The organism is Chitinophaga sp. (assembly GCF_035564935.1).
In the GTDB taxonomy this organism is placed as follows: domain Bacteria; phylum Bacteroidota; class Bacteroidia; order Chitinophagales; family Chitinophagaceae; genus Chitinophaga.
In genome coordinates this window covers 1-4,141 of record NZ_DATMTE010000195.1, presented here as the reverse complement: position 1 = coordinate 4,141, position 4,141 = coordinate 1, and the positions used below count along the sequence as shown (strand labels likewise).

Here is a 4,141-nt window from a genome sequence, read left to right as displayed (position 1 = left end):
CATCTTCATTAATATATGACCCGCCTATATATCCGCGGATCTTTTCATTGCCGCCGGAAACGCTTAAGGCATAACGCTGACTGGAAGGATTAGTATAGGCAGCTTTGTAATAGTTGTCGCCATTGGGGTTATTCTGAAGCACCCAGTTAATTTCTTCATCACTTAAACCACCGTTAACGGCTTTTGTCAGGTTCAGGCCATCTTTAACTGGCATGTATTCAGGCAGTTTCCCCACGCGCTGGGTATTGTAGGTAGCATTAAAGTTTATCACCGCCGCACCGCTTTTCCCTGTTTTTGTTGTTACCAGGATAGCGCCGTTAGATGACCGGGATCCATAAATGGCCGCAGAAGAAGCATCTTTCAGAATGGTGATATCGGCCACTTCATTGGGATCCAGTGCATCGAAACTGGTTTTATCCCGCACTATGCCATCAATTACATATAACGGTTCAACTGCACTATTACTAAATGAGGAGCGGGAGCGCACCTTAACGTTAGAACCAATACCAGGTGTGCCTGTTGGCGAGCTGACAAAGGTACCTGATAAGCGCCCTGCTAAAACGTTCGACAAGTTGGTGGCGGGGATGAGCTGTATATCTTCCGCGTTCATGGAGGAAACGGCAGAAGTCATTTTAGCACGTTTCTGTGTGCCATATCCCACCACTATTACATCCGTGAGGTCTGTGGCAACGGGGCGCAGAATAATGCTTAACTGCGAAGTGCCGGCAACGGCAAAGGCTGTGCGAAAGCCGGTCATTGTAATTTTCAGCCGGCTGCCCGGGGGAGCGTTCAATTCAAAGCTGCCTTCCGGGCCGGTAATTGTCCCGTTTTTTGGGTTCCCCTCCTGGCTTATAGTGGCGCCAGGCAGTGGTAAACCGGTGGAATCGGCAACAATGCCTTTAACGCTAACCCTATTTTGGGAATAAACAGGCGTGGATTGCAGCAATGTGAACAATAGCGCAATCGCCCATAATAATGACTTAGTTTGATTCATAAAAAAAATTGTACAGGTGGCAAATTTGTGGGATTGTAATTCATTGTTCGGTTGATGACATCTCTGGTATACTTAAAGATCTTACTATGTAGCGGGGCGTACAACACTTAAATTGACTATTATAAATGCTATTTTTGCAGGACCCGCGGTTATACCCAAAATGTTCTCTAACCGTCGGTATTTTTTACGTTAAAGGCCAATGGGAATGTTATTGGCAGCAGCCAAATGCAACGGAAGGCCAGGAACCTAAAATTATAACAACTACCTGTCAGCCATATGAAAAACGCTAAAAGAAAACTATCTTCCGAACAGTCCGCAGAATTACTCAGCGTACTAAAAGCCCGCTTTGAGAAAAACAAGCAACGCCATAAAGGGCTCCACTGGGCCAGCGTACAGGCAAAGCTGGAAGCGAATCCTGCAAAATTATGGTCGCTCGATGAAATGGAACTGACCGGCGGAGAACCGGATGTGGTGGGTTATGATAAGAATAAAGACGAATACATTTTCTTCGACTGTTCGGCAGAAAGCCCTAAAGGCCGCAGAAGCATCTGCTATGATCATGAAGCACTTGAGTCAAGAAAAGAGCACAAACCAGGAAACAGTGCCGTTCAAATGGCAGCTGATATGGGTATTGAGCTTTTAACGGAGGCAGAATACCGGGACTTACAGCAACTTGGCAACTTTGATCTGAAAACGTCGAGCTGGATAGTAACACCTCCTGCCATCAGGAAACTTGGCGGTGCACTCTTCTGTGATCGCCGTTATGATCATGTTTTCCTGTATCATAATGGCGCGGAATCTTACTATGCCGCCAGGGGATTCCGCGGATCTTTAACGGTATAGCTGGTTACAACTGCACAAATTTTGGCGTATGGCCGGTAGCGGGGATAAATTCGTTCATCACCCATGCTGTGCTCAGCTTAAGATAACTGGTGGTAGTGCCATCGCTGCAACCGTACCACTCTTCCGGAAGAATATCGTTATCGATCACCAGTTGTACGTCCATTTTCCCGTCCAGCATCAGGCCCAATACCGTGGCTGCACCTACATCAGTACCCAGCATTGAATTAAGCAGCTCAACCGGGGCAAAAGACAGGCGGGAAATCCCCAGCGCCGCGCTCAGGTCTTTTGTTTTGAAAGGCTTTCCGGCGGTAGTAACTACCAGGTAAAAATTTGTTTGCTGCCGGTTGCAAAGAAAAAGTGTTTTTACCGTTTTCATGTTCAGTCTTTCATCTATCCTGATACAATCTTCCATTGTAATAGCAGGATCAGTGTCTACCCGTTCATACTTCACGCCTTTCTCCCTGAACATCTCATATACCATTTGCTGCAATGGTGTTTTGAATACCTGTGGTTCGGTTTGTTTCACCTCGCTGACGAAATACCTGTCAATACTCATTACTATTCGTTTTCAATGGCCAAAGATAGCCGATAGCTGCTAAAAAATGAACCCGGTCGCAAACCACCCTCCAGATTGTCGTATATCCCCTCCATACAAATCTGAAATTCTTTTCACCTTTGAGATGTCGAAGTTAAAATAAACAGCCGGCACAAACATAAGTGGAGCAGCAACACTTTAAAAACGGGCGGAACCGAAAAGCCAGATGAGTAGGAATAAAATTACATCTTATGTCAAACAACACTGTTTCATTACACCGGATGCTTAAAACATCGCCCGAAAAAGTTTATCGCGCATTTACTGAATCCACAGCTATCGCTTCATGGTTACCTCCTTATGGATTTCTTTGCACTGTTCATGAACAGGAGGTAAAAGTAGGCGGTGCTTTCAAGGCTTCGTTCCAGAATTTCAACACCGGCAACAGCCATTCATTTGGTGGCGTATACCTGGAACTCAAGCCTAATGAATTTTTGAAATACACTGACAAATTTGATGATCCCAACCTGCCGGGAGAAATGGTTACTTCCGTATCATTACGGAAAACTATTGCAGGAACGGAAATAAAGATCACCCAGGAAGGCATCCCTGCTGCCATCCCTGTTGAAATGTGTTACCTGGGCTGGCAGGAGTCCCTGGAAAAACTGGCCAAGCTGGTAGAGCCTGAAATACCCGATGCCTGAAACATCCATACCATATAAAAGGCCTTCAAACCTGCCGGTGTGAAGGCCTTATTTTTTTAACACCGGTTATATTTCCCATCTTAGGGAGAACCGGTTCTGCTTTTATTTTTCAAGGCTTTTCAAAAGAGAAACAGGCATCTGCGCCCATCAGTTTAAACAGCGCCACACTACCTGAATGCCAACCGGATAGCCTCTTCCACAGGTGTATAGTTACCCGCCCCCGCTTCAATAATCAACTCCTTTCTCAGCAGCAAAGGAGGTTGCGCCATAAACTTAGGTGTGTGGCCCTTGTGCGACTGAGCCGCATGCACTAAAAAAGGATGGCACAAATAAATAGTGCCTGCTTTGCCAACAGCCAACGCTTCTTCCCGTTCCGGTAATTCATCCAACCTGCGGGCAAGCTCCATAAAGGAAAGTCCCTTATCTCCTTCAGGGGATAAAAGACCTGCTACATCTATGTGCGACTTCCGGTAGATGATCGTAGGGGCGTCGGCCTCCGTTACATCTGAATATAACACCAGCATTAATAAAGCACGTCCCCTGGATCTTATATTGGCCCGCCATTCAAAATAATTGGACGGGTCGCTACCCGGGAAACTTACATCTACATGCCTGCCGGTATCATTCGGCTGTTCAGGGGAAGGGAACCGGACGGGGAAAGTGCCTACACTTCGGCAGGGTATCCATCTGCCGGCGCCAATCAATTGGTCGAAAGCAGCGTGCAACTCCTGCGTATTAACTTAATCTATAAACGGTTGTTGCGTATACATTCCCAGGCGGATGACCGGCTCCGTCCAGGTAGCCGGGTTGAACCGTTCAAAGGGGATATCCTTCCATAAAATATCGAGGGCAGCGTTTGCAATATCAGGGGAAAAGGCACTATCAATGCGAACAAATCCTTCTGTAATAAACTGCTCAATTTCCTGTTTACTTAATATATCCGGCATAAATTTTTTTTTGATGAGATCCGTAGCACAACTATCCAGTTGTAGCAGGACAAGTGAAATGATGAGTATGCAATGAGGTAAATGACGCCATTAACAGTATGGCGCATTGCTTAAGAACTAA

The 4,141-nt window shown here is 46.1% G+C and carries 6 protein-coding genes; 2 read left to right on the top strand and 4 right to left on the bottom strand.

Annotated features, from left to right (window positions below):
• Window positions 1–994 (bottom strand): TonB-dependent receptor plug domain-containing protein (locus tag VN105_RS05095; RefSeq protein ID WP_325638574.1); only part of this gene is annotated, 994 nt, incomplete at its 3' end.
• A gap of 276 nt (window positions 995–1,270) precedes the next feature.
• On the opposite strand from VN105_RS05095, the gene VN105_RS05090 reads away from it, so the two are divergent.
• Window positions 1,271–1,837 carry a DUF4256 domain-containing protein gene (locus VN105_RS05090; protein WP_325638572.1) on the top strand — a complete coding sequence of 189 codons (567 nt, stop codon included), beginning with the start codon at window positions 1,271–1,273 and terminating at the stop codon, window positions 1,835–1,837.
• Window positions 1,838–1,841: 4 nt separating this feature from the next.
• Here VN105_RS05090 and VN105_RS05085 read toward each other — a convergent pair whose 3' ends face one another.
• Window positions 1,842–2,393 (bottom strand): prolyl-tRNA synthetase associated domain-containing protein, encoded by a 552-nt coding sequence (locus VN105_RS05085; protein ID WP_325638570.1) that lies wholly within the window; start codon window positions 2,391–2,393, stop codon window positions 1,842–1,844.
• A 230-nt stretch (window positions 2,394–2,623) separates the two neighbouring features.
• Between VN105_RS05085 and VN105_RS05080 the strand changes: the two genes are divergently transcribed.
• The gene (locus tag VN105_RS05080) at window positions 2,624–3,073 is read left to right on the top strand and encodes an SRPBCC family protein (RefSeq protein ID WP_325638568.1); all 450 of its coding nucleotides are present in this window, start codon (window positions 2,624–2,626) and stop codon (window positions 3,071–3,073) included.
• A gap of 167 nt (window positions 3,074–3,240) precedes the next feature.
• On the opposite strand, the gene VN105_RS05075 is transcribed toward VN105_RS05080, so the two are convergent.
• Entirely contained in the window at window positions 3,241–3,798 is a 558-nt protein-coding gene (locus tag VN105_RS05075) for a hypothetical protein (protein ID WP_325638566.1), read from the bottom strand.
• A gap of 15 nt (window positions 3,799–3,813) precedes the next feature.
• The gene (locus VN105_RS05070; RefSeq protein WP_325638564.1) at window positions 3,814–4,020 is read right to left on the bottom strand and encodes a hypothetical protein; all 207 of its coding nucleotides are present in this window, start codon (window positions 4,018–4,020) and stop codon (window positions 3,814–3,816) included.
• Window positions 4,021–4,141: the final 121 nt, after the last annotated feature.